Source organism: Marinomonas arctica, from assembly GCF_003259225.1.
Taxonomy (GTDB): Bacteria; Pseudomonadota; Gammaproteobacteria; order Pseudomonadales; family Marinomonadaceae; genus Marinomonas; species Marinomonas arctica.
In genome coordinates this window covers 44,227-66,980 of sequence record NZ_QHJF01000015.1, presented here as the reverse complement: position 1 = coordinate 66,980, position 22,754 = coordinate 44,227, and the positions used below count along the sequence as shown (strand labels likewise).

Genomic DNA, 22,754 nt, shown 5'->3' with positions numbered 1-22,754 from the left:
CACAAATCCGAACATAAACTAACAATAATTCAGTAGGTATTGTATGACAAATAAAGCGAAATCCGTCGGCGTGATCGGACTAGGCTCTATGGGCATGGGAGCGGCTAAGTCTTGTATTCGTGCAGGCTTAGATGTCTACGGTTTTGACTTAAACCCTAAAGCTCTAGAAGAACTAAACCTTGCTGGCGCGAAAGGCGTTTCTAGTAGCGCCTTAGATTTTGCCGAACAACTAGACGCCGTGTTAGTGCTTGTTGTAAACGCAAAACAAGTAAACTCCGTGCTATTTGATAGTGGCTTAGCAGCAATGTTAAAACCTCAAACAGCGATCATGGTATCCGCAACCATTTCTGCCGAAGACGCTAAAGCCATTCACCACAAACTGTCTCAACACCAACTATTGATGCTAGATGCACCTGTGTCTGGCGGTGCAGCGAAAGCGGCAACAGGTGACATGACGGTCATGGCATCCGGATCGTTAGAAGCCTTTGAAAAACTTCAACCGGTTCTCGATGCGACAGCGGCTAAAGTCTACAACATAGGCGAAGAGATTGGCCTTGGCGCAACCGTTAAAATCATCCATCAACTGCTCGCTGGTGTTCATATTGCGGCGGGGGCTGAAGCGATGGCACTTGCCGCACGCGCAAACATTCCGCTTGATCTTATGTACGATGTTGTTACGAATGCGGCAGGTAACTCCTGGATGTTTGAAAACCGCATGAAACATGTTGTCGATGGCGACTATTCACCAAAATCCATGGTGGATATTTTTGTGAAAGATTTAAACCTAGTTGCAGACACGGCCAAAGAACTGAAATTCCCTCTTCCTCTATCAAGCACTGCGCTAAATATGTTCCTTTCTGCTAGTAACGCAGGTTTCGGCCAAGAAGATGATAGCGCGGTTATCAAAATCTTTGATGGCATCAATCTACCAGGCGTGGAGAAGTAATATGTTATTAGGTGTTATTGCCGACGACTTTACCGGTGCCACCGACATTGCAGGTTTTCTTGTAGAAAATGGCATGCGTACGATCCAAGTAAACGGCATCCCTTCGGCAAATATGCAGATCAATGCTGACGCCGTCGTGGTCAGTCTAAAGTCGCGCTCATGCCCGACCGAACAGGCGGTTGAACAGTCTGTTGCGGCACTGAAATGGCTTCAAGCACAAGGCTGCCAGCAATTTTATTTTAAGTACTGCTCAACCTTTGATAGCACGGCTAAAGGCAACATCGGCCCAGTAACAGATGCCCTTCTGGATACATTAGGCGAAGACTTTACGATTGTCTGCCCTGCCCTTCCAGTGAACGGACGCACGGTTTTTAATGGCCATCTTTTTGTGTTGGGTCAATTACTCAGTGAATCTGGTATGCGTAACCACCCAGTCACTCCAATGACAAATTCAAATCTTATGGATCTGATGGACGCGCAATCTAGAGGCCAAACAGGACTGATAAATTATCAAAGTATTGAGCAAGGAGCAGACGCTGTTATAGGCCGATTCGCAGAGCTAAAAGCACAGGGCAAGCGTTACGCTGTCGTCGATGCTTTTAAAGCGGAACACCTTAATGAGATTGGCAAAGCGGTTAGCTCACTCAAATTGGTAACAGGCGGTTCAGGGTTAGCAGCAGGGATTGCAAAAAATTGGGGTGAACACTTACAAGACCAGACCCAAGCAAAACAAGCAGGTCACCCAGCTAAAGCGCCCACTGTCATACTTTCAGGCTCATGCTCAATCATGACCAACAAGCAAGTTGAACGTTATAAAGCCAAGGCGCCTTTTCTTGCCATGGATATTGAACAGTGTATGAGCAGTGAAAACTACGTCAACGAGGTGTTTGATTGGGTTGTTAACCACCTTAGCGAGTCATTGGCTCCTATTGTTTATGCGACAGCCGATGCGGAAAAGCTAAAAACCATCCAGCAACAACATGGTGCCGAGGCATCGAGCCAAGCCGTTGAAACATTTTTTAGCTTACTCGCCATCAAGCTGCATACCTACGGTGTGCGCAATTTTATCGTGGCGGGTGGTGAGACGTCAGGCGTTGTCACTCAAAGCCTAAAAGTTGATAGCTTTCACATCGGCCCTCAAATTTCCCCTGGCGTACCTTGGGTAAAAGCCATTAATCAAGATTTATCGCTTGCGCTGAAATCGGGAAATTTTGGCGATGAAAACTTTTTCACCACAGCTCAGGGGTACTTTTCATGAATGAAGCTGAATTGAGACAACAAATGGTCGATTTAGCTCGCTCCATGTTCAACCGTGGCTACGCCACTGGTGGCGCGGGCAATTTATCACTCAGACTGCCGAACGGACATTTTCTCGCAACACCGACAGGATCCTCTTTTGGTCGCTTGGTAGCGGAAGAATTATCTGTCGTTGACAAAGAGGGGAACCATCTATCTGGTAAACGCCCCTCAAAAGAAGTGGCTTTTCATTTAGCCATTTATGATAAAGACCCTAACTGCAACGCCATCGTGCATTTGCATTCCACCTACCTGACCGCGCTTTCTTGCTTGGAAAATCTAGACCCAAAGAATGCGATCAAAGCCTTTACGCCTTACTACGTGATGCGAGTCGGAGAGTTACCCGTCGTTCCTTACTATCGTCCAGGCTCGTCAAATATTGCCGAAGACCTTGCCAAGTTAGCGGGCAAGTATCGTGCCTTTTTACTGGCGAATCATGGGCCAATTATCACTGGCAGTGATTTTTTAGACGCTGTTGATAATGCAGAAGAGCTAGAAGAAACCGCGAAATTATTCTTTTTATTAGCAAACAAACCCACTCGCTATCTAACCGATGAAGAAGTAACCGATTTAAAAGGAAGAGGCAAATAATGGCTAAATTTGCAGCAAATCTAACCATGCTATTCACTGATGTTCCCTTTTTGGAACGCTTTGAGCGTGCACATAAAGCAGGCTTTAAAGCCGTTGAATATCTGTTCCCTTATGCTTTTGATGCCGAGGTTTTAGCATCTAAATTAACGCAATTTGGATTTGAACAAGCTTTATTTAACATGCCTCCCGGTAATTGGGAGGCTGGCGAGCGAGGCTTTGCGGCGATTCCTGGTCGCGAGAAAGAATTCCAGCGTAGTGTAGAAACGGCGTTAACCTACGCAAAAGCGCTTAACTGCAAAAAAGTCCATGCTATGTCTGGCATTGTTGATCCTAACTTCAGCCGTAAAGAGCATATCAACACATTCATCAATAACATTCGCTTTGCCGCAGACGAATTTGCTAAGCACGATATTGAACTGATGATCGAGCCACTCAACAACCGTGATGTACCTAACTATTTTATTGCTCATCAAAGAGAAGCTGCTGAGCGAATCAGACAAGTAGATCGACCAAACGTCAAACTACAGCTCGACATCTATCACGCGCAAATTATGGATGGGGATCTTACCCGTCTAATCCAAGACCTTGCCGATGTCACGGGTCATATTCAAATTGCTTCCGTCCCTAAAAGGCATGAGCCATCTGAAGGTGAAATACACTATCCGCATTTATTTAATGTATTGGATGAGTCTGGATATCAGGGCTGGATTGGTTGTGAATACAATCCGAAAAATTCCACAGAAAGCGGCTTAGCCTGGGTCAAACCTTATTTATAAAAGATACAAATATAAAAATACAAATAAAAATTATAAGGAAAAAAGTATGAATATCGTTATTACTGGCGGAGCGGGCTTCTTAGGTACTGAATTGTTAACATACCTATTGGAAAACTTCCCATCAATACATAGCATTAAAATTGTTGATAGAGTTGAACTGAGTCAAAATTTAATAACAAGCAACAAAATACAATCTATTGTTGCTGATATTACGGTCGCAGAAGAAGTTAAAAAAATTATCGACAAAGAGACGACTCATGTTTTTCATCTCGCGGCAATTGTATCAAGCCATGCGGAAGAAGACTTTGAGCTTGGCATGCTGGTTAATCTAAAAGCGACTCAGCTTTTATTAGATCGCTGTCGCGAAGCCAATACAAATATTCGTTTTGTTTTCTCAAGTTCCCTTGCTGTGTTCGGTGGAAAGTTACCAGAAAAAATCGATTACATGACAGCGATGCAACCTAGTTCATCCTATGGTACGCAAAAAGCCATTTGTGAATTATTAGTGAATGACTATGCTCGAAAAGGCTTTGTTGACGCTGTGTCGGTGCGTTTACCAACTATCTGCGTTCGTCCTGGTGCGCCAAACAAAGCAGCCTCTTCTTTCGTCAGTGGCCTCATTCGTGAACCACTAAAGCATGAGAAAACTAACTGTCCAGTCGATCTAAACTTACCGCTGTGGGTATCCAGTCCAAACACTGTTATTAAAAATATTGTTCATGCCAGCCAGATCAATACAGATCATTTAGTTGGGTTTAGAACCATTAACCTACCGGGATTACAAACCTCTCCAAAAGAAATGATTGACTGTCTTTCCAACGAACGTGGCGAATCATATCTTGATTTTATTTCTTATGAAAAAGACGAAAAGATAGAGAAAATCGTTTCAAGTTGGCCAAAATCCATCAACAACGAAAAAGAGTTATCAATAGGTTTTATAAAAGACCACAGTTTCAATTCGATATTCAGTGAATATGTAAAGTCAGCAAAATAAAAAACAATCACTAATAAAAATAAAGGAAAAAACCATGCTACCTATATCTGTAATCGGCTTAATAATAGCTGTATTCGTTTTAATATTTTTAGTATTAAGAACGCGAGTTCATGTGTTGATTGCCATGCTAATCGCAGCATGTATTGCCGGTTTAATCGGTGGATTGAGTGTTGACGAAACCATGTCGGCCATAAGCAAAGGCTTTGGTGGAACATTAGGTGGTATCGGTATTGTCATCGGCTTAGGTGTTATGATGGGGGCGATTCTAGAAACCTCTGGCGCTGGCGAGTCTATTGCTTACCACTTCATAAAATGGTTAGGAAAGAAAAAAGAAGAAACGGCATTGGCGATTACAGGATACATTGTCAGTATTCCGGTTTTTGTGGACAGTGCATTGATTATTTTATACCCCATCGCTAAATCCTTAGCGAAAAAATCCGATCGCTCAATCTTAACCTTAACCGTCGCCTTAGCTGGCGGATTAGTAGTCGCCCATCACTGCATTCCACCAACACCAGGACCACTGGGTGTGGCCAGTATTTTTAATGTCGATCTAGCTTCTATGCTTGGCTTCGGCCTGTTGGTGGCAATTCCTTGCGTATATGGCATTGTTTTGTACGCACGCTGGTTAGAAAAACACTTTCCAGAATTTGCCGTTTCACCAACATTAGCCGCCGATGCTGATCTTAAAAAAATTCATGATGATTACATGGCATCAAAAGAGTCAAAAGAGCTACCTTCGCTTATCAAATCAATCATGCCGATTATCGTACCGATTGTGTTAATTTTGATTAAATCTTTGATGAGCTTGGCGGAAAAACAATTTGCAATGGAAGGCCTATCCGCAAGCACTGTTGGTAGCCTGTTTAATTTCCTTGGCAATCCAATTATTGCCCTTTCCATCAGTACATTACTCGCTGTCTACACACTGACGCCTTATTTAGACAAGGAGACAACCACCAAAAAATTAGAAGATGGCATATCTACTTGCGGCATCATTCTTTTAGTAACAGGGGCTGGCGGGGCATTAGGCAGTGTATTGCGTGAGTCTGGTGCGGGTGCCGAAATTGCTAACCAAATTGTTGCTCTTTCTATATCGCCTATCATGATTCCATTCATTATTGCGACCTTGGTTAGGATTATTCAAGGAAGTGGTACGGTGTCAATGATCACGGCCGCTTCTATCTCTGCGCCCGTGCTCGCTGAAATGCACGGTGTTAACATGCTGTTTGCCGCGTCTGCCGCCACCATGGGAAGTTTGTTCGCTGGTTACTTTAACGACAGCCTTTTCCATATTGTTAACCGTCTGATGGGCGTGACTGAAGTGAAAAAACAATTAGTCATCTGGACCATTCCGACAACAATTGCGTGGGCGATTGGTGGATCACTCATCATGATTTTGAACCTAATATTCGGCAGCCTAGGCAGCATCTACGATCCTGTACTACCTTTAGTTGTATTAGCAGCCTGTGTCTTGTTCGTAAAAAGCCAAAGTAAACCAGACGCAAAAATAGCCTAATAAACCTCAATAAATAATAAGGGGCCAACAGTAATGTCGGCCCCTTTTTTATAAATCGCTCTTTTTACTCTAACTGAATGCGCGCCAGTATCTTTGCTGGCAGAGTCAAAGGCAGAGACAAAATAGCGGCTTCCGCTGAGCTTGGATACACCTGTGTGAGCGCTGTAAAATTAACTTGATGTGTTACCAATAGGGTTGGCTGGCCAACGGTTTGCTGAGAGAACCTTTGCAGCAGGGCTTGTGTTTGTCCTACGCGATCTCCCTGACCGGCAAAAAAAGAATTTAGTATTGGTAAAGGCGTCACATCATCTTCAGACAGTAATCTCGCTGTTTCCAAACAACGACACCATTGACTGCTGTACACCTCAATGGAGCCAGAATACTGCTCACGTATGTGTTTGCCCCAGGCCAACGACTGAGACCGCCCTACGTCATTTAGATTGCGTTGTGTGTTGCAGTCTTCAAGCACAAAGCCCACAGGATCACCAACACCTGGAGCCAAAGCATGACGCATAATCAGCACCGCCTTGCCATCTCGCCACGCCTGCCAAGCCGCAGCATCCGCCCAACTGACGCCAGACCAAACACATAACATTAACCACAAAAACCCTTTCATCAGCACCATCCTCGTAATCGTTATTGATTGTACGCAGTAGCACCAATATAGGTTCAGTAAACGCTTATGTAATTAACTCGATCAAACATACTGCCCAGCACAATAACCACTGGCCCACGCCCATTGGAAGTTGTAGCCGCCGAGCCAACCCGTCACATCGAGCACTTCACCAATAAAATAAAGCCCTTTTTGTTTTTGTGATTCGAAGGTTTTCGAAGACACTTCATTGGTGTTCACACCGCCAAGCGTCACTTCGGCAGTTCGGTACCCTTCTGTGCCATTGGGTTTTATATCAAAATGAGACAGGTAGCGAAACAAACTGTCGATCTGTTCATTGGATGTTTGTGCGCTGCGTTCGCTGAGCCAAGGGAATTCTATTTTAATCAGTTCTACTAAGCGTTTTGGTAGAAGATGAGATAAAACACCTTCATAGCTTTTTTTCGGAGTGCTTTGTCGAACGTCGAGTAAGTCGTCTAGCGATAGGGTCGGTGCAATATTAATGGCAAGCATTTCGCCTGGTTGCCAAAAATTGGTAATTTGCAAAATGGAAGGGCCGCTGACACCGCGATGAGTAAACAACATTGGTTCTTGGAAAGTGACGCCCCCTGCTGTTGCTGCTATCTCACAAGCAATACCAGAGAGTTCAGCAAGCTGTGCTTTCCGATCAGGCTGAATGGTAATAGGAACCAGACTGGCACGAGTCGGTAATATGTCATGGCCGACTTGCTTGGCGATGTCGTAGCCAAAACCTGTCGCACCCATGGTTGGAATTGACAAACCACCCGTTGCTATAACGAGAGATTCGCAAGCAACATCCCCTTGATTAGTTTTAAGGACAGTCTGTCCGTCTTGAAAATCAATATGGTGAATTTTGGTGTTTAACTTTAACTCTGCGCCGGACCATTCAAGCTCTGTCAGTAATATATCAAGCAAGTCTTTTGCAGAATGCTCGCAGAATAATTGTCCAGGCGTTTTTTCAACGTAATCCAAACCATGACGATCAACGAGATCAACAAAATCTTGTGGTGAAAAACGACGTAGTGCAGAAATGCAAAAATATGGATTATCAGATAAAAAATGCTTGGGTGATGCATCCATGTTGGTAAAGTTACAGCGACCACCGCCAGACATGAGAATTTTTTTCCCTGCTTTGTTTGCGTGATCCAATACCATCACTTTTTTACCACGATAACCTGCCGTTGCCGCACACATTAAGCCTGACGCTCCGGCACCAATGACGATCACATCCACTTTATCCACAACCTACCTCATCTCTTATTAGTGGCTGCATTATAGTGTCTACGTCATTTATTGCCATCTAATCAGGCAAATAGACTTTCCGATCAGAACACAGAAAGGAAGGTCAAAATCTTGTCCACAGAAACCGTTAAGAAGGCTGTGGGAATCATGAATATTCCCTTTAAATTCAATCAACTAAATAAAATCAAACATTATTTTTAATAATTTAAAAAAGCGACAAACAGCACAATCACGATAATTTTTTTGAGAAATGCAAACTATTTTTGAAAAAACAACTTGTAATACAATACTGTTCGGATATACAGTACTGTATAAATAAACAGTAAAGATAGTTTAAAGGATGTGTATATGATCAAGCTACCAAGCCCTACTCATACTATTCATAAAATCGCTCTACTCGGTGTTGTGGCACTGGCCTTGTATGCACCAGTGAAAGACCTTCTGAAATTCACAGAATCTGTCTTAGCAAAGGAAAGCATTCAAATTGTGGATGCATCGTTTGGCACTAATATGCCTTGGCAAGAAGACGATATGTCATTTGTAAAAGTCAACCAAAATGCGCAAACGAGTTTGTCTAGAGCACAGATTATCTACACAAAGTTACGCTTTAGTAATCCAACGCAAGACCCACAAACTTATCGCAAAATCTGGTTGAACTTTTCTCATGAAAACGGCGACCAAGAATACACCACTGATTACACGCTCTATAACACAGAAACACGTCAGAGACTTATCGGCCAATCTGTACAGCTAGGTCCAAACAGTAACATCGAAGTGATCGCAGCCTATCGCTTTATTCCTAGCTATAAAAATAAATCCCCTGTTAGTATGAGTGTCTCGTGGGAAGGACAAAGTTTATTACGCAATAAGGCTTGTGAATATGATTTAGCAAGCTCTGCTGGTAACACCTTTCAGTACCAGTGCCACTGAAGACTGTGCCACGACAGGCATTCAATAAATTGTAAAAAATGCGCAAACATCATCATTGATAATCGTTTTCATTTCTAATACTATGCCTAGCACATGAACATATTGGAGTCTCTAAGATGAAACGATTGTTAACCCCTATCGCAATTTGTGTGACTGGTGCGATGCTCACAGCTTGCAGTCCTGCTGCCCTAAAAAATGAATCTGCGGCCGTTACTGCCCATTCCGTCGTGATTCATTATGCAGACATTGCCGAAGCGGTTTACACTGATTCACTCACAACAGCACAGACTCTGCGTACCGCTATCAACACCTTGTTAGCCAATCCTACTGAAGCCAACTTAAAAGCAGCGCGCACGGCATGGATCGCAGCTCGTGTGCCTTATCAGCAAAGTGAAGTTTACCGTTTCGGTAATCCGATCGTAGATGAATGGGAAGGCAAGGTGAATGCTTGGCCTCTAGACGAAGGCTTGATTGATTATGTAGCAGCGGATAGCTACGGTACAGAATCCGATTTAAACCCGCTTTACGCAGCCAATGTGATCGCATCCACTAGCCTAGTCATTGGTGGCGTAAAAGTAGACACCACTAATATTACTCCTGAGCTTATTGCCGAAAGCTTGCAAGAAGCCGATGGCGTTGAAGCCAACGTTGCCAGTGGTTACCACGCCATTGAGTTTTTACTATGGGGGCAAGATCTAAACGGCACCAATCCAGGCGCTGGCGAACGCCCTGCAACGGATTTTGATGTAAATAACTGCACAAATGGCAACTGCGATCGTCGCCGTGATTATTTAGTGGCGGCTACCGATTTGCTTATTTCAGACTTAGAAGAAATGGCAAACAATTGGAAACAAGGTGGTGCTGCTCGTGTTGCTTTATTAGAGCAAACGCCTGAGCAAGGCCTGGCGACTATTCTTACCGGCATGGGAAGCCTTGCGTACGGTGAGTTGGGTGGCGAAAGAACGAAACTTGGTTTGATGTTACACGACCCTGAAGAAGAGCACGATTGCTTTTCTGATAACACACATTGGTCACATTACTATGATGCAAAAGGCATCAAAAATGCGTACTTAGGCGAATATCAGCGTGTCGACGGTAGCTGGGTGAAAGGCGCGTCTTTGTCTAACCTCGTTGCTAAGCAAAACAAACAGCTCGACAACGAAATGAAGCAAAAACTTAATGACACTGAGGCCGCAGCACAAGCAATGGTTGATGCTGCAGGAAAAGGCCAAACCTTTGATGTCTTGATTGCCATGAACAACACCAAAGGCAATCAACTTGTGCAAAATTTTGTCGATTCATTGGTCGATGAAACTCGCACTACCGAAGACATTATTCACCTACTCAACCTTGAGGGCATTGCGCTAGAAGGTTCAGACAGCTTGGATAACCCTAGTGCTGTCTTTGATAATTAATGATGCGCTTGCAATAAAAACGGCTCTGCATTTAAAACATGGATGAATAAAATGTGTCATATGAGACCTTTACTACCATAAGGTAAAGGTCTCTGTATATTAAGTTGTGGTATTCGTCTGTTTATGACAGCAAATTTCAAGGCTTGTGTGTTTTTCGTTGCTGGCGCGTGCGCTGGCTTTTTTTGCTTTCAGAACCTAGCAATGGCCAGTGATTATTCCACGCCGTTGTCAGGTCTTCGAGTAGAAGACAAATTTGAATTTCATATCGGTGAAGGCGTTTTTCAAAAATTTTGGGTGCCTGCCCCCTCTTCGACAACAGCCAGCGATGGATTAGGCCCTCTATTCAATACTCGTTCTTGCAACAATTGTCACATCAACAATGGCCGAGGACACGCCCCAGAAGCGAATATTAGCGGCCTATCCGTACCGTCTTTTTTAATTAGACTAGGCAAGAGCTATCCCGTATTGGATGAAAACACGATCTACCCTCACATTGGTGACAAACGTTACGGCCATCAGTTTCAAGGCCAAAGCACCCTTGGCGTTTTGCCGGAAGGTGATTATTCTCTTACCTACAGCACGCACATTGAAACATTAAAAGATGGCACCCAAGTCACACTGAGACAACCTAACCTGCATTGGAATACGCTTCATTATGGCGATTTTGAAACCGACACGGGGTTTACTATGCTGGTATCACCTGCCCTCGTTGGAATGGGATTATTGGATAACATTCCAGACGAAATGATTATGGCAAATGCCGATCCTGATGATAAAAATAACGATGGCATTAGTGGCCGAGTAAGTTGGGTTTTCAATAAGCAAGAAAAAGTGATTGGCCGTTTTGGTTATAAGGCGTCTGTCGCCAACATCAGTGCGCAAAATCAGTCCGCTTTTAATACCGATTTGGGGCTATCAACGCCACTAAATCCGTCAGCCTCTGGCGATTGTACCGCATTACAGACAGACTGCATGACCAGCGCAAACGGTAACAGTACACATTTAGACAACCTAGAAGTTGACAAGCAACAAGCCAGACTGGTTGATCTTTTTATTTCCCTCTCCTCCCCCCCAGCAATGAGAAACCTAACCAGCACAGACTTTTTAGATGGGAAACGTCTTTTTGACGACGGTGGCTGCGCCAGCTGTCATACTCCCAAAATGCAAACTGGTGACCATTCAAGCTTTGCTGTGCTCAACAACCGTACCTTTTACCCTTTTACTGACATGCTACTGCACGATATGGGAGAGGGTCTTGCTAGCGGATTTCCTAGCTTTTCAGCCAGTCCAAGAGAATGGCGCACAGCACCTTTATGGGGAATCGGCTTGTCTGAAAAAGTGTCTGGCAGAGTGGGCTTTCTTCATGATGGTCGAGCGAGAAATATTGAAGAAGCCATTTTATGGCATGGCGGTGAAGCCAAAGGCAGTCAAGAATTTTATAAAAGCCTACACAAAGAGCATCGCAACAAACTCATTTATTTTCTGGAGTCTCTCTAATGAAACATCTGTCAAAACTCATGGCATTCACCATGAGTACCATTACACCTCTATTGGCATCAGCCGGTACGTGGGAAGGCCCTCTTACTGGCATCACGTCTCAGATTGTTACCCAAGGTTATCAAGCCTACTCAGCGTCCTCAAAATCATTACAAGATCTTAGTAGCGCCTTGTGTGCTTCGCCATCAGCACAAACATTAGAAGCAGCAAAGACCGCCTTTAAAATCAACGCTCAAGATTGGCAGCAGGTACAGTGGCTCAATTTCGGTCCTGTTACGTATTTCATGCGCTATTACGCCTTCGAATATTGGCCAGATAAAAAAGGGGTTACCCAACGTCAGTTAAGAGCGCTGGCACAAGGTGATCCATCTATCATGGATGCGCCAAAATTTTGGACATCCGCTAGCATAGCGGTAAGAGGCTTAACAGCCATCGAAAGCCTACTTTATCACCCTGATTTTACGCCAGTACAATCAACCAGCCATTGTCTGCTACTTGAGAAAATCACAGCACATCACGCAAAGAGTGCGGATGCTGTATTCAAACAATGGCAAGAAGGCAAGGCAGAAGATTGGGTCTTTGACGAAGAGGGTATGGGCTTTGATCCTGAAAAAGTAGCATTAGAGCAATTTTTACAACAATGGCTAGAGCACATGTCAGCAGTAAAAGACGCTAAGCTTGAAACCCCCATTGGCTATAATGGCCGAGAAAATCTCAAACTTGCTGAATTTTATCGCAGTAATCTCTCTTTAAAAGCTATACAAAAAAACGTGCAAACCTACCGGGAAATTTATCACACGGGTTCGCCTTCTTTGTTTGACCTTGCCAAGCAAAGCGATGCAAATCTGGCCGAGCAATTAGAGCAGCAGTTAACGGAAAACACCAAATTAGCGCTACAGTTGCCCGATGACTTTTTTCACGGTAACTACACAAAAGAGCAACGCTTTGATCTTGCACAACCTCTCGTAAAATCCATCTCAAACAGCCAATCTTATTTATCCAGTCTCGTCACGAAACTTGGCTTTCAAATTGGCTTCAACAGCAGGGACGGAGATTAAGCATGTTATCGAGACGATCATTTTTACTGTTGAGTGGCGCTCTTATAACTACATCATCTTGGGCGGCTCTTAGTCAGCAAAAAACAGGCGAAACACTATACGCTTCAGCCTACTCACTCGACAAAAACACGCATTTTTTTGGCTTATTTAACGATGAAGGTACGATCCTTTGGACGGCGCCATTACCGGATCGGGCCCATGCGCCAGTTGTCCACCCTAACCAGAGCATCATTGGCATTGTCGGTAGACGGCCAGGTTTTTTTATGGATTTCTTTGATGTGTCAAGCAGCCAGAGAATAAAACGTATTGAACCAAGTAAAGACCATCATTTCTACGGGCATGCACTTTTTTCCGCCGATGGCACTCAGCTCATTACGCAGGAAAATTACTATCCAACTGGCGAAGGAAGGATCTTTATACGGGATTGGCCAAGTGGAAACATTTTACAATCGTTCAACAGCAATGGCATAGGTCCCCATGAGTCTGTTTTTTTAAATGACCAAGTGTTGATTATCGCCAACGGTGGGCTCATGACCCACCCAAGAGAAGACAGAGACATATTAAATCTTGATACCATGCAACCCAATGTCACTTACCTTTCCTTGAAAGATGGTCGTATTTTAAATCAAGCTTCCCATCGTGACGAATTACACCAATTGAGTATTCGGCATCTTGATGTGAACCCTAAAGGGACGGTTGCACTGGGTTTTCAGTATCAAGGCGATATATGGGATCAAGTTCCATTGGTGGCTTTATCTCGACTAGAACACCCCGAACTGGATTACCTTCCTATGCCGGAAGACATTAGAATTCGCTTTAAGCAGTACTGTGGTAGCGTTTGTTTCGATAAGTCTGGTGACATCTTGGCTATCAGTACCCCCAGAGGCGGCCTAGTTGCCTATTGGCATGTGGATACAAAAACCTTTTTAGGCGTTGAAAATTGCCGCGATGTTTGTGGTCTTGTTGCAACAAGTAATGCCCATGAGTTTTTATTGACCAGTGGCACAGGGGCGCAGCTAAAAAGCAACCCAGTACAAAATATCAGCAAAATGGTCAAGAATCATACCAACATTCAATGGGATAACCATTTTAGGCACATTAATATTTAAATTTTTATCTAAAATTTAAAACTAACGTGGTGAAATTCATATTTTTTAGGTAATGTCTCATTTCGAGCCGCAAATAACTGCGGCTTCTTTTTTGACATTATGAAGTTGATTAATGTTTATTGATTTTCTAAAGCGGTATTTTTTACTTAATTCTGACTCAGCGACTGAAGGACATGAAAAAGTCTTCCAGCAAAGCGCGTTAAGGATTTTACTCGCCCTCACCATCTGTATCTTTGTTGTCTCTGAATTTCACACTCTTTATTTTATTAACGAAACCTCTTTTCTAACAATAAACGCAGGCTACCTCTGCTTACTCACTGGCTTACTTTACTTTAGTAGAAAGTACACCCAACTCACCGCCATCTTATTTTTACTTACATTAATCACCACCAGTTTTTTATTGTTGACCCTGAGTGACGAATTTCACGCTGAAAAGTACGCCCTCATCTCTCTTTATTCGTTACCCTTGATCACACGACTGCTCTTTAGCTTTAAAGCCTCGCTGGCGGCAATGGTGATCAATATATATCCTTTCTATTTGATGACAACAGACAGCCTTAGCAACATACAAACCGATCTTACCGCGTCTTTTTACTTCCAACTGCTCACCTTTGTCACACTCAATATTGGCTTACCACTTGCCGTTTCTCGAATTATTCAGACTCTCGAAAACAACGCTTCGCACATGCAACTGCTTTACCAAAAACTCAATGACAATTACGCACTCTATGAAGAGTTCTTTGAGAATACAGGCACACCAACCTTACTGTGTGACCAGCGCGGAAAAATACTAAAAGCCAATCAACTCGCTCGGGAGCTATTATCTGATTCGGAGCAAAATACTGTTAGCAATTCCACTATCGCTAATTGGCTGTCGCCAACAGGCGCAGCAGGAAGATTTTTCTGGCAATCTAACGTCGCAGAATGCACTCTCAAGCAAAAAGCCAACGTTCATATTGAAGTACGTCGAGCCTCTTTAACACAACATGGCTACTATGTTTTGCACTTACAAAACACCACGCAACTAAAAGCCATCCAGCAAGAGCTTGAAAACACACAACAAACAAATAGCCGACTTGCGCATTTTGATTTACTCACTCTCTTACCTAATTACAGACATTTTTGCAGTCAAACCAATCAACGTATTAATGAACAAAATCGGCATCTAACTGGCGCCATGTTCATTATACGCATTAGTCAGTTCAAACTACTTAATAAACAATATGGCAAGGACAATGCCAACAAAATCATTCTTAACTTCGCCAAAATGCTACAAAAAAAGCTCTCAGAACACACCATTATTGGTCGACTACGTGGCGTTAAGTTTTCGTGTTTCGTGCCTCTGAGTCAGGCTTACCTTATTCAAAAAAATCTCTCCGCCCTGATTCATTCTGTTCTGCCTAGCCAGATAACCGTTGAAGGCAGTAAATTGAATATGGACTACCAAGTAGGCATTGCCTACTATCAAACGGATGGTAAAACAGCGGAAGAATTACTAGAACACTGTGAAATGGCATTAGAATATTCCAGTAGCGCTGAGCGTTTCTCCTATTACAATCGCACCCTAGAAAACAAGCTGATAGAAGAACACAAACTTGGCCTAAAACTTAGTACAGCCATTAAGAACAAACAAGTCAGTATATGGCTGCAGCCTCAAGTAAGGCCAAATGGGCAAATTTGCTCGTTTGAAGCTCTAGCTCGCTGGCAAACTGACGGGCAATTTATTCCTCCGACCACCTTTATTAAAATTGCCGAAAAACTGGGTTTATTACCACTGCTTGCGGAAAATCTCGTTCGCGAACTTGTTAATACTCTATCCTCATGGCACAAAGAACGCATTTACACTCCGATTGCTTTTAACCTAGCGGGTCAAGAATTGATGAACGATGCTTTTTTTGCATTGTTAATGACGCTAATTGCTGATAACCCGTGGCTAAAAGACATGTTAGAGTTAGAAATAACAGAGACTAGCTCTGTTATGACACATCCGCTTATCCATAAACGCCTAAGGAGTTTGTCTCAATATGGTTACTCAATCGCCATAGACGACTTCGGCACAGGCCAAGCGTCGTTAGGGCAGCTTGTTGATATCCCTGCCAACATACTCAAAATAGACCGTCGTTTTGTTTCTCCGCTACCTGGGGATCAGCGCCATGTGGATATTGTAAAATCCACCATTCAGCTCGCAGAGTCTCTTGGTATGACAGTCATCGCTGAAGGCATAGAAACCAAAGAGCAGGCCAACCTTCTTGCTGCACTGGGCTGCCAGACACTACAAGGCTACTACTTCGCCAAACCGTCACCAATGTCGGACTGGACGGCTAAAGACAATGCCAAAGCAAAAGAATTGCGCATGGTATACTGACGCCATCAGCCCTTTCCCGTATATCTATGCCTTTCTTAATTCAGACACAAAAAAGCCAGCATTCATAATAGAACACTGGCTTTTGAATCAAATCAAATGACCGAACTGAATATGCTAGAACGCCATGTTCACAGCCACAGAGACAACATTGGCTGAAGATTCATAGTCAGCTTTTAGCTTGCCACGGGCAGTATCTTCTGTAAGATTCGTACGATTGACAGACACATCGTCGATCATCACATGGGTAAAGGCCAAAGTTGCTGATGTCATATCATTGAAATCATACGTGCCCCCCACAGAGATCCACTTACGATCCCCATCTGGCGTACGTGCTGAGCGATATTTATCCGTCACAGGAGAGTTATCCATGGCCACACCGGTTCGCAATGTCAATTTATCAGAATAGGCGTAAGTCAAACCAGTTGAATACATCCATTGATCTTCAAAACCAAAAGTAAGCACAGAATTACCTTGAGTGCTAGGGCTCTCAAAATCAATATTTAGACCATCAAGAGCACCCCAACCTGTTTTTATGGCGGAAAAACCAATTATTAATTTCTGGGTTAAATCATGCTCCATGCTTAAAGTCAGTACGGAAGGTAGCGTTATCGAATCACTGACTGTCGTATTAATTAAGTTTGGTTGACCTAAGCCTGTTAGAGCAGCATTTAAACCAGTGACATTCGTATATTTAACATCCCCTTTAAAATCAAAGTCCACTTCACTACGATAACCCAACCCTAGCCGTGTCCCTTTAATTGGTTCCAACGCCACACCCAAGCTATATCCATAGCTAGTATCATCAGCTTCAATACGGCCATCACCCTCTCGACCAACAAACCCAACAGCGGACGCTAACACTACTTCCGCTTTATGCGCCTGTACACTGGCGCCAACGGATGCCCAGCTGTTAATTCGATGCGCTAGTGAAAAACTCAACGCAATGTCCTGAAGTGAGGTTTCAGTGGCATGAAAACGACCCGCCCAGTCATCGCCATAATCTCCCGATAAACCAAATGGGGCGTTTAAAGATATGCCAGCGACGGTTTTATCAGACAGAGGCTTTGCAAAGTAAAACGACGGCACAAACGTATCATCAACAGAATCACTGTTTGTCGTAGAACCTACAATAGCCGTTCCACCTGCTGCAGCTGCGTTATTGGCTGCAATATTCGTCACGTCCATACTCGGCATAACGTAAGCACCGGACACGAACACAGTCGTTTCTTTAGCATTCACAAAAAGCGCTGGGTTCCAGAAACTGGCAGAGATATCCGCATTAGACGCCGCGACACCAGCCAAGGCTTTACCTGACGCTGTCGCACTATGATCATTTAAAGCAAAACCTGCGGAGTATGCAGAAGACGCTGCTGCCACAGAGGCCGCAACAAGACTTGCTCTAAACAAGAATTTTGAGGAGGTAGTCATAAATAAGCTCCATTGTTATTTTTATTGGGAATAATATTGTTATCTTACAAAACACTTATACGCTTCAAGTATAGAAGCACATACCCTGATATTACCAGTAAGTATTTCTTCCGCAATAGCATATTTACACAATATCATTCGAAAAAACAAAAACAGCTAGGAAAAAATAGCATCTAGATAACGAGCTAATAAAAAGGTAGCAGAGAATTTAACATATTGGGAAATAACGTAACATAAAGACAAAAAATGTCTTATGACAGAGCAAGTAAGAGGAGAAAGTAAAAATAAAAGGAATGAACTGAGAAGTGAGTCACATGTACTGTCGTACTTTGATAGATTTGCAAAGCGTCACCTACTTCACAATGTTTAACTCTGCGTTAAGGCTAAGCACAAAACTTAGTCGTTAACAGCATCCATTATTTAGATAAAAAAATAATGGCGGAATGGACGGGACTCGAACCCGCGACCCCCTGCGTGACAGGCAGGTATTCTAACCAACTGAACTACCACTCCAACACAATTGTCTTTAACGTCTCAACAGACGTGCCTTTTGCATCGGCAAGATGGTGGGTGTGGAGGGGTTCGAACCCCCGACATTCGCCTTGTAAGGGCGACGCTCTCCCAACTGAGCTACACACCCGTTCGAAAAGCTATACTCTTTGCCATACTCATCAAGTAAGTAATGGCGGAATGGACGGGACTCGAACCCGCGACCCCCTGCGTGACAGGCAGGTATTCTAACCAACTGAACTACCACTCCAACACAATTGTCTTTAACGTCTCAACAGACGTGCCTTTTGCATCGGCAAGATGGTGGGTGTGGAGGGGTTCGAACCCCCGACATTCGCCTTGTAAGGGCGACGCTCTCCCAACTGAGCTACACACCCGCTCGTTAGTTTTACATCCTCTGGGAAGAAGATGGCGGAATGGACGGGACTCGAACCCGCGACCCCCTGCGTGACAGGCAGGTATTCTAACCAACTGAACTACCACTCCAACACAATTGTCTTTAACGTCTCAACAGACGTGCCTTTTGCATCGGCAAGATGGTGGGTGTGGAGGGGTTCGAACCCCCGACATTCGCCTTGTAAGGGCGACGCTCTCCCAACTGAGCTACACACCCAACAGTATCTAACGCCATTACCAAGCTTACTTATTAAGTAAGTGGTGCCGCCACCAAGAGTCGAACTCGGGACCCTCTGATTACAAGTCAGATGCTCTACCAACTGAGCTATAGCGGCTTAACGCTAAATCAAATTGTGATTTACTTATTATCACTAAGTAAATGGTGCCGCCACCAAGAGTCGAACTCGGGACCCTCTGATTACAAGTCAGATGCTCTACCAACTGAGCTATAGCGGCTTAACGCTAAATCAAATTGTGATTTACTTATTATCACTAAGTAAATGGTGCCGCCACCAAGAGTCGAACTCGGGACCCTCTGATTACAAGTCAGATGCTCTACCAACTGAGCTATAGCGGCATTACATGACGCAGTTTACTTTTAAAAACTTCCTAAGAAGTGGTGCCGCCACCAAGAGTCGAACTCGGGACCCTCTGATTACAAGTCAGATGCTCTACCAACTGAGCTATAGCGGCATTACATGACGCAGTTTACTTTTAAAAACTTCCTAAGAAGTGGTGCCGCCACCAAGAGTCGAACTCGGGACCCTCTGATTACAAGTCAGATGCTCTACCAACTGAGCTATAGCGGCTTTACTAAAAGCAAAATCTTTTTTTACTCTTTTCCATATTAAGAAAAGAACTTCGACCAAAACTGGTGCCGCCACCAAGAGTCGAACTCGGGACCCTCTGATTACAAGTCAGATGCTCTACCAACTGAGCTATAGCGGCATTTCTCAAATTTTGGTCGGGACGGCAGGATTTGAACCTGCGACCACTAACACCCCATGCTAGTGCGCTACCAGGCTGCGCTACGCCCCGAAAACTTACATCGAAAGAGTTAAACTCTGTCTCTGTCAGCGGGTGCGTATATTACTATAACAAATTGAAAAGGGAAGACTTTTATTAAGTTTTTTTCAATTTAATCATCATACTAAAATTCAGCCAGATATTTGCTTAAACATTGATCTAAATATCTTTCTCGTTCAAGTTTATGGCCAACATCGAAGGGTGGCAAATATCACATAGAAAGCCCCAGAAAGACTCAGCAGTATCCCTCCCCTATTCTGTAGAATTAAAAAAGCCATCCTACTGGATGGCTTTTAATAACCTAAATAGCAACCTTACTCTTGCATATAGTCTTCCACTTTCGACTTAAGCTTCTGCCCAGGCCGAAAAGTAACAACGGTACGCGCTGTAATTGGAATTTCTTCGCCCGTCTTAGGATTTCGACCAGGACGCTGACTCTTCTCGCGCACTTCAAAGTTACCAAAACCTGACAACTTAACTTGCTGTCTTTCTATTAAAGAATGACGCACGACATCAAAAAAACCTTCTACAAGGTCTTTTGCGTCTTTTTTGCTTAAACCAATAGTGTCCACCAAGTTTTCAGCAAGATCCGCTTTTGTCAACGATCCCATAAATCTACCCCCTTACAACGGCTCCCAACTGCTCAGACAAGGCTGCGACAGTTTGTTCGACTGAGTTGTTCACTTCTTCATCACTAAGAGTGTGTGAAGGATGCTGCCACGTCAAGCCCAAAGCGACACTTTTTTTCGTTTCATCAATGCCTTGCCCCTGATAAACATCAAAAACCAACACATTTTTTAGCGCCTCACCGGCAGCCGAAGCAATGACTTTTTCCAACGCGCTAACAGGCACAGAACGATCAACCAACAAGGCCAAGTCACGACGAACTTCAGGGAAACGAGAAACCGCCTCGTATTCTGGCAAGGTCGCATTTAACACAGCCGACAAAGCAATATCAAAAACATAAATAGGCTGATTTGCACCTAATGTCTTAGAGAGCTGAGGATGCAACTCCCCCATCAAACCGACAAACTGACCATCCAAGAAGATATCAGCAGAACGGCCTGGGTGTAAAAACTCGCACTCAGAACGCTCATAAGTTGGTTTGCCGCCATTATTCAAAGCAAACAAAGCTTCTACATGTGCTTTTAGATCATAAAAATCGACTTTTTCATTGCCGTGGTACCAAGCTTCAGCATGACGAGAGCCTGCAATTAAACCCGCGACCTGTTGCTGCTGGTCTAATTCTGCCAATGCCTCAACTGATCCAATGAAGCGACGACCCGTTTCAAATAGACGAACACGAGACTGCTGACGATTTTGATTATAAAGATACGCTCTCACTAAGCCTGGGACCAAACTAGGACGCATTACTCCCATATCAGCCGAAATAGGATTCGCTAATGGCACTGGCTCAATATTCGGCAAAAACTGTTTACTCAATACGGGATCGATAAAACTGTAAGTGACCGCTTCTTGATAACCCTGAGATACCAGAATAGAACGCAACACTTGAATTTGTGTTTTTGATTCTGGCAAAGGCGTAAAATTCACCGCCGCTTGAGGCATAGAAGAAGGAAGGTTATCGTAACCGTAGATACGAGCCACCTCTTCGATTAAATCAGCCTCAATCGCAATATCAAAACGATGGGATGGCGCTTTGGTCGTCCAGGCATCGTCTGTCACCTCAACCATCTCTAAGCCAAGACGAGTCAGAATATCTGTCACCAAGTCCTTGTCAATCGACATTGCCAAATACTGATCTAGCTTTTTACGACGTAACGTCACAATCGCAGCGTCTGGCAACGCCGACTCAGCGACGGCATGAGTGATAGGCCCCACTTGACCGCCAGCAATCTCAACCACCAACGCGGTAGCACGCTCAATGGCTTTTTCTTGAAGTGTAGCATCCACACCACGCTCAAAACGGTGAGAAGAATCCGTATGCAAACCATAAGAACGAGCCTTACCAGCCAACGCCAATGGAGCAAAGAAAGCACTTTCAAGAAAGATGTCTTTCGTCTGTGCACTTACACCAGAACCTTCACCTCCCATTATACCAGCAATAGCCAGTGGCGTATTCTCATCGGCAATCACCAAGGTATCATCACGAAGCGTTACTTTCTGACCATCCAATAAGACAATTTGCTCATCTTTCTTCGCCATGCGCACAACGATCGAACCCGACAAATTCGCCAAATCGAAGGCGTGCATAGGCTGGCCTAATTCAAGCATGACGTAGTTGGTAATATCGACAATTGGATCAATAGAGCGAATGCCACTACGGCGAAGCTTCTCTACCATCCATAGAGGCGTTTGTGTGCTTACATCAACGCCACGTACAACACGCCCCAAATAACGAGGACAAGCGTCTGTCGCCTCAACTCGCACTGGGAAAACATCATCCACAACAACCGTAGAGGGTGTAATTTGTACCGGAGTCACATCCAACTTGTTTAACACGCCCACTTCACGAGCTAAACCAGCAATACTCAAACAGTCACTGCGGTTTGGCGTTAAGTCGACATCAATAATCTGATCATCAAGCCCTAAAAACGCTCGGAAATCTTCGCCCGTTTGGGCACTGGCGGGCAGTTCCATAATTCCGTCATGGTCATCACTCAAGCCCAATTCAGAAGCAGAGCAAAGCATTCCAAAGGATTCCACTTGGCGCAGTTTGGCCTTTTTGATTTTAAAATCCGCACCCAATACGGCACCAATTTTAGCAAAAGGTATTTTGATACCAGGACGTGCATTTGGTGCGCCACAGACAACCTGAAACGTTTCTACGCCATCAGATACTTTGCACACTTGCAATTTATCGGCATCCGGATGAGGTTCAGCACTGATAATTTCGCCTACGACAACACCTGAAAATGCAGATGCCACAGGCAAGACTTCATCCACTTCAAGGCCAGCTAGGGTAATCTGAGCAGCCAAGTCATCACTACTGATACCTGGATTGACCCACTCTCTTAGCCAATTCTCACTAATTTTCATAACAATATCCTAGGTCGACTGG

Annotated in this window: 17 protein-coding genes and 13 tRNA genes; 12 read left to right on the top strand and 18 right to left on the bottom strand. The window is 44.0% G+C overall.

Going from position 1 to position 22,754, the window contains the following annotated elements; translation table 11 throughout:
* Window positions 1-43: 43 nt before the first annotated feature.
* The 6 genes from ltnD to DK187_RS10510 are packed head-to-tail and all read left to right on the top strand — an operon-like array spanning window position 44 to window position 6,122.
* Window positions 44-946, top strand: a complete 903-nt coding sequence (ltnD, locus tag DK187_RS10535) for an L-threonate dehydrogenase (protein WP_111607306.1) — start codon at window positions 44-46, stop codon at window positions 944-946.
* A gap of 1 nt (window position 947) precedes the next feature.
* Window positions 948-2,204 (top strand): 3-oxo-tetronate kinase, encoded by a 1,257-nt coding sequence (gene otnK / locus DK187_RS10530; protein WP_111607305.1) that lies wholly within the window; start codon window positions 948-950, stop codon window positions 2,202-2,204.
* A complete protein-coding gene (gene otnC, locus DK187_RS10525) occupies window positions 2,201-2,833 on the top strand; it encodes a 3-oxo-tetronate 4-phosphate decarboxylase (protein ID WP_111607304.1) in 633 nt (210 codons plus the stop codon). Before otnK ends, otnC begins: the two co-directional genes overlap by 4 nt.
* Window positions 2,833-3,609 (top strand): 2-oxo-tetronate isomerase, encoded by a 777-nt coding sequence (gene otnI, locus DK187_RS10520; RefSeq protein ID WP_111607303.1) that lies wholly within the window; start codon window positions 2,833-2,835, stop codon window positions 3,607-3,609. The genes otnC and otnI overlap by 1 nt, the downstream gene beginning before the upstream one ends.
* 46 nt (window positions 3,610-3,655) lie before the next feature.
* Window positions 3,656-4,603 (top strand): D-erythronate dehydrogenase, encoded by a 948-nt coding sequence (denD, locus tag DK187_RS10515; RefSeq protein WP_111607302.1) that lies wholly within the window; start codon window positions 3,656-3,658, stop codon window positions 4,601-4,603.
* A gap of 34 nt (window positions 4,604-4,637) precedes the next feature.
* Entirely contained in the window at window positions 4,638-6,122 is a 1,485-nt protein-coding gene (locus tag DK187_RS10510) for a GntP family permease (RefSeq protein WP_111607301.1), read from the top strand.
* Window positions 6,123-6,186: 64 nt separating this feature from the next.
* On the opposite strand, the gene DK187_RS10505 is transcribed toward DK187_RS10510, so the two are convergent.
* Together DK187_RS10505 and DK187_RS10500 are read right to left on the bottom strand one after the other, a co-directional pair.
* Complete coding sequence (locus tag DK187_RS10505) at window positions 6,187-6,738, bottom strand: histidine phosphatase family protein (RefSeq protein WP_111607300.1); 552 nt, start codon at window positions 6,736-6,738, stop codon at window positions 6,187-6,189.
* An 81-nt stretch (window positions 6,739-6,819) separates the two neighbouring features.
* Window positions 6,820-7,998 carry a BaiN/RdsA family NAD(P)/FAD-dependent oxidoreductase gene (locus tag DK187_RS10500; RefSeq protein ID WP_111607299.1) on the bottom strand — a complete coding sequence of 393 codons (1,179 nt, stop codon included), beginning with the start codon at window positions 7,996-7,998 and terminating at the stop codon, window positions 6,820-6,822.
* A gap of 348 nt (window positions 7,999-8,346) precedes the next feature.
* Here DK187_RS10500 and DK187_RS10495 point away from each other — a divergent pair, with 348 nt between their 5' ends.
* From DK187_RS10495 to DK187_RS10470, 6 genes are all read left to right on the top strand, one after another.
* Window positions 8,347-8,928 (top strand): hypothetical protein, encoded by a 582-nt coding sequence (locus tag DK187_RS10495; RefSeq protein WP_111607298.1) that lies wholly within the window; start codon window positions 8,347-8,349, stop codon window positions 8,926-8,928.
* A 116-nt stretch (window positions 8,929-9,044) separates the two neighbouring features.
* Entirely contained in the window at window positions 9,045-10,343 is a 1,299-nt protein-coding gene (locus DK187_RS10490) for an imelysin family protein (protein ID WP_111607297.1), read from the top strand.
* Window positions 10,344-10,466: 123 nt separating this feature from the next.
* Window positions 10,467-11,840, top strand: a complete 1,374-nt coding sequence (locus tag DK187_RS10485; RefSeq protein WP_111607296.1) for a di-heme oxidoreductase family protein — start codon at window positions 10,467-10,469, stop codon at window positions 11,838-11,840.
* The gene (locus DK187_RS10480) at window positions 11,840-12,898 is read left to right on the top strand and encodes an imelysin family protein (RefSeq protein ID WP_111607295.1); all 1,059 of its coding nucleotides are present in this window, start codon (window positions 11,840-11,842) and stop codon (window positions 12,896-12,898) included. The genes DK187_RS10485 and DK187_RS10480 overlap by 1 nt, the downstream gene beginning before the upstream one ends.
* 2 nt (window positions 12,899-12,900) lie before the next feature.
* Window positions 12,901-14,007: a DUF1513 domain-containing protein gene (locus DK187_RS10475; RefSeq protein WP_111607294.1), complete on the top strand. Its 1,107-nt coding sequence runs from the start codon at window positions 12,901-12,903 to the stop codon at window positions 14,005-14,007.
* A 112-nt stretch (window positions 14,008-14,119) separates the two neighbouring features.
* Window positions 14,120-16,372, top strand: coding sequence for a GGDEF domain-containing phosphodiesterase (locus DK187_RS10470; RefSeq protein WP_111607293.1), 2,253 nt, complete (start codon window positions 14,120-14,122; stop codon window positions 16,370-16,372).
* A 114-nt stretch (window positions 16,373-16,486) separates the two neighbouring features.
* Here the strand turns inward: DK187_RS10470 and DK187_RS10465 are convergent, their stop codons facing one another.
* From DK187_RS10465 to pheT, 16 genes are all read right to left on the bottom strand, one after another.
* Window positions 16,487-17,800, bottom strand: a complete 1,314-nt coding sequence (locus DK187_RS10465; protein WP_111607292.1) for an OmpP1/FadL family transporter — start codon at window positions 17,798-17,800, stop codon at window positions 16,487-16,489.
* 436 nt (window positions 17,801-18,236) lie between these two features.
* Window positions 18,237-18,313 (bottom strand) — tRNA-Asp (locus DK187_RS10460).
* Between the two features lie 51 nt (window positions 18,314-18,364).
* Window positions 18,365-18,440: transfer RNA gene (locus DK187_RS10455), tRNA-Val, on the bottom strand.
* 43 nt (window positions 18,441-18,483) lie between these two features.
* A tRNA-Asp gene (locus tag DK187_RS10450) sits at window positions 18,484-18,560 on the bottom strand.
* 51 nt (window positions 18,561-18,611) lie between these two features.
* Window positions 18,612-18,687 (bottom strand) — tRNA-Val (locus tag DK187_RS10445).
* A gap of 32 nt (window positions 18,688-18,719) precedes the next feature.
* A tRNA-Asp gene (locus DK187_RS10440) sits at window positions 18,720-18,796 on the bottom strand.
* Between the two features lie 51 nt (window positions 18,797-18,847).
* Window positions 18,848-18,923: transfer RNA gene (locus DK187_RS10435), tRNA-Val, on the bottom strand.
* Window positions 18,924-18,965: 42 nt separating this feature from the next.
* Window positions 18,966-19,041 (bottom strand) — tRNA-Thr (locus tag DK187_RS10430).
* 45 nt (window positions 19,042-19,086) lie between these two features.
* Window positions 19,087-19,162 (bottom strand) — tRNA-Thr (locus tag DK187_RS10425).
* Window positions 19,163-19,207: 45 nt separating this feature from the next.
* Window positions 19,208-19,283, bottom strand: a tRNA-Thr gene (locus DK187_RS10420).
* 40 nt (window positions 19,284-19,323) lie between these two features.
* Window positions 19,324-19,399 (bottom strand) — tRNA-Thr (locus DK187_RS10415).
* Between the two features lie 40 nt (window positions 19,400-19,439).
* Window positions 19,440-19,515, bottom strand: a tRNA-Thr gene (locus DK187_RS10410).
* A gap of 63 nt (window positions 19,516-19,578) precedes the next feature.
* Window positions 19,579-19,654: transfer RNA gene (locus tag DK187_RS10405), tRNA-Thr, on the bottom strand.
* A 13-nt stretch (window positions 19,655-19,667) separates the two neighbouring features.
* Window positions 19,668-19,744: transfer RNA gene (locus tag DK187_RS10400), tRNA-Pro, on the bottom strand.
* A 302-nt stretch (window positions 19,745-20,046) separates the two neighbouring features.
* The gene (locus DK187_RS10395; protein ID WP_111607291.1) at window positions 20,047-20,343 is read right to left on the bottom strand and encodes an integration host factor subunit alpha; all 297 of its coding nucleotides are present in this window, start codon (window positions 20,341-20,343) and stop codon (window positions 20,047-20,049) included.
* A 4-nt stretch (window positions 20,344-20,347) separates the two neighbouring features.
* A complete protein-coding gene (gene pheT / locus DK187_RS10390) occupies window positions 20,348-22,732 on the bottom strand; it encodes a phenylalanine--tRNA ligase subunit beta (RefSeq protein ID WP_111607290.1) in 2,385 nt (794 codons plus the stop codon).
* Window positions 22,733-22,754: the final 22 nt, after the last annotated feature.